Raw genomic sequence first — 2,401 nt, 5'->3', positions numbered from 1 at the left:
TAAGCTCTCTAGCGCCGATGGTAGTTGGGACCTTGTCCCTGTGAGAGTAGGACGTCGCCAAGCAAAAACCTAAGTCGTTTCGACTTAGGTTTTTTTGTGTTTATTTTTATTACTTAAAATATAAAGGTAAGAATTACCTTTTATAAGGGTATAGTCGAGATATAAAAGAATGTTTGTGATCTTATATAAAAAGGTTATGTAAAAAGTAGCAATCTAGCTCTTTTTGCATAACCTTTTGTGTTTTTAAAGGATTTTACATAAGAAAAAATCTATAATTAAGGTAGTTAACATATATTTTTGATGGGTGTGGGGGATTATGAAAGAAATATGCATGTTATTAGTGGCTGTTATATTATGGGGGACAGCTATTGCGCCAACAAAATGGGCGTTAGAATCTATTCAGCCGTTTACTTTGTTGTTAATTCGTCTTTTCTTTGCAAGTGGAATTTGTATGCTATTTTCATTTAAGCAACTACAAAAATCAGTTGTACATAAAAAAGTTCCATGGAAAAGAATGAGTTTGTTAGCTTTTACCGGTGTAGCTGGGTATTTTATGTTCACATCGTATGGTATTTCTTTAACAAGTGGATTACATGTTAGTATCATAGATGCTGCATTACCATTAGTTACAATTCTTTTTTCAGCATTCTTCTTGAAAGAGAAAATTCGATTGAATTATTGGATAGGAATTATATTGGGTGCTATAGGAGTACTCTTTATTACGATTCCATCTAAAAGTGCTGATCAAGAAGTGTCTTTAATAGGAGATATACTGATATTATTAAGTACTTTTCTATTTGCTTTCTACACGGTTTTGCTAAAACGACCAAAACAAGAACAGTATTTATCAAACGAGGTTTTTACAACATTAACTTTAATTATCGGAGCTGTTATTCTATTACCATTTGCACTGGTAGAAATTCTTTATTACGGTTTACCGAAGATTGAAACTTGGAAAACGGGACTTAGTGTAATATACCTTGTTATTGGAGCAACAATTTTAGCGTATTGGTTTTGGAATAAAGCGCTAGAGAGAGTTTCAGCATCAGTAAGCGGATTATATTTAAATGCATTACCGTTAATAAGTATTGTTACTTCAATTATTCTATTAAATGAATCTCTGACATGGAGAGTAATAATGGGAGCGAGTTTAGTTTTAATTGGAGTAGGATGGGCGGATAAGCAAAAGTTATGTAATCTATTAAAAGGTAATACGGTGAAGAATAGAGACTGTTAAACAGTATGATTTATATAATTGACATGTAAAAAAGATACCTTATATATGAGGTATCTTTTTTATTTAGCAAAGATAATAGACTAAAATTAGTATGGATATTCTTTACTGTATTTATATGTGTCGAAATCATTTTGAAATATTGTTTGAACAAGTTGTATACATTCAGTATCATAAAAGCTTTCAAAAGTTGGATGACGGGGAAATAAAGGATCAGTAATATCGCCTTCGCTAAAATTCCCTTTATAAATCATGGCGGGAGTTTGATGATGCCATGATGTTGAGAACTCATTTATTGGTGCGTTTTTTAATTCGAAACGCTTTTCTAATTCTTTCATTTCCTGATCAAAGTTTTCTAAGTATATATAATTGGTGACATATTCTTCTTCACCAGCTATATATTGTTGTGTGAAATGTGGGTTAATATCACTTGCGTGAGCCCCTTTCATAAATAGATAGTATAGAAATTGTTTAAATGAGATCCCTTTGGGGGAATTTTCATCTTGATATAAAAACTTTCGGATGGGTTTCCATTCGGGATTTTCCATATAAGGAGGTCCAATTAAGGATACGAAAGAACTGACTGCTCTCCTATAAGGGTTACGAACAAGTTTAAACGTTTCTTTTTGTTTTTCTCGCAACGCTACTCCTAGTCGTACACTATAAGCAGGTGTACTTTTGTATATATCATATTCATAATTATGAATGAAAGGACTATAACTTAGAGCTGTTTGCAATAAATCAATCTGGTAAAAGAACCAATTGGCAAGAGAAGTGCAACCGCTTTTTTGACTCCAAAATAGAATGATGGGAAACTTCCTATGATAGTGTGGGCTTCTTGAATGGGCGCTTATGGTGTTTAATAAAGAAGGGTTGAACAAGTTCTACACTCCTTTCAGTTATTTTACTGATATGTATGAGGAATAAAGAGGGGGTATGAGAGTCTTTTTCATCTTTTTTAAAAAAATGAAAGATTAATATTGACTATTATTATATAGAGGTGTAATATAGGACAAGTCGCCGATGACATTAACATCGAAAGCGACAAACGAGATAAAAAACTTAGTTGACATTAACTAACGAAGATGTTAACATAAGGAAGTCGCAAATGAGCGACCAAGTAGTTCTTTGAAAACTGAACGAAACAAACAACGTGAAACGTCAATT

The 2,401-nt window shown here is 32.5% G+C and carries 2 protein-coding genes; one reads left to right on the top strand and one right to left on the bottom strand.

The genetic code is table 11. From position 1 onward, the window contains the following. Positions 1-316: 316 nt before the first annotated feature. Entirely contained in the window at positions 317-1,237 is a 921-nt protein-coding gene (locus tag ACS2FK_RS30350; protein ID WP_063546265.1) for a DMT family transporter, read from the top strand. An 86-nt stretch (positions 1,238-1,323) separates the two neighbouring features. Here the strand turns inward: ACS2FK_RS30350 and ACS2FK_RS30345 are convergent, their stop codons facing one another. Further along, entirely contained in the window at positions 1,324-2,115 is a 792-nt protein-coding gene (locus ACS2FK_RS30345; RefSeq protein ID WP_063546267.1) for a sulfotransferase family 2 domain-containing protein, read from the bottom strand. Positions 2,116-2,401 lie beyond the last annotated feature (286 nt).

This window comes from Bacillus cereus group sp. BceL220, from assembly GCF_051776965.1.
GTDB classification, from domain to species: domain Bacteria; phylum Bacillota; class Bacilli; order Bacillales; family Bacillaceae_G; genus Bacillus_A; species Bacillus_A cereus.
The sequence above is the reverse complement of the archived record's forward strand: the minus strand, read 5'-3'. Positions and strand labels throughout refer to the sequence as shown.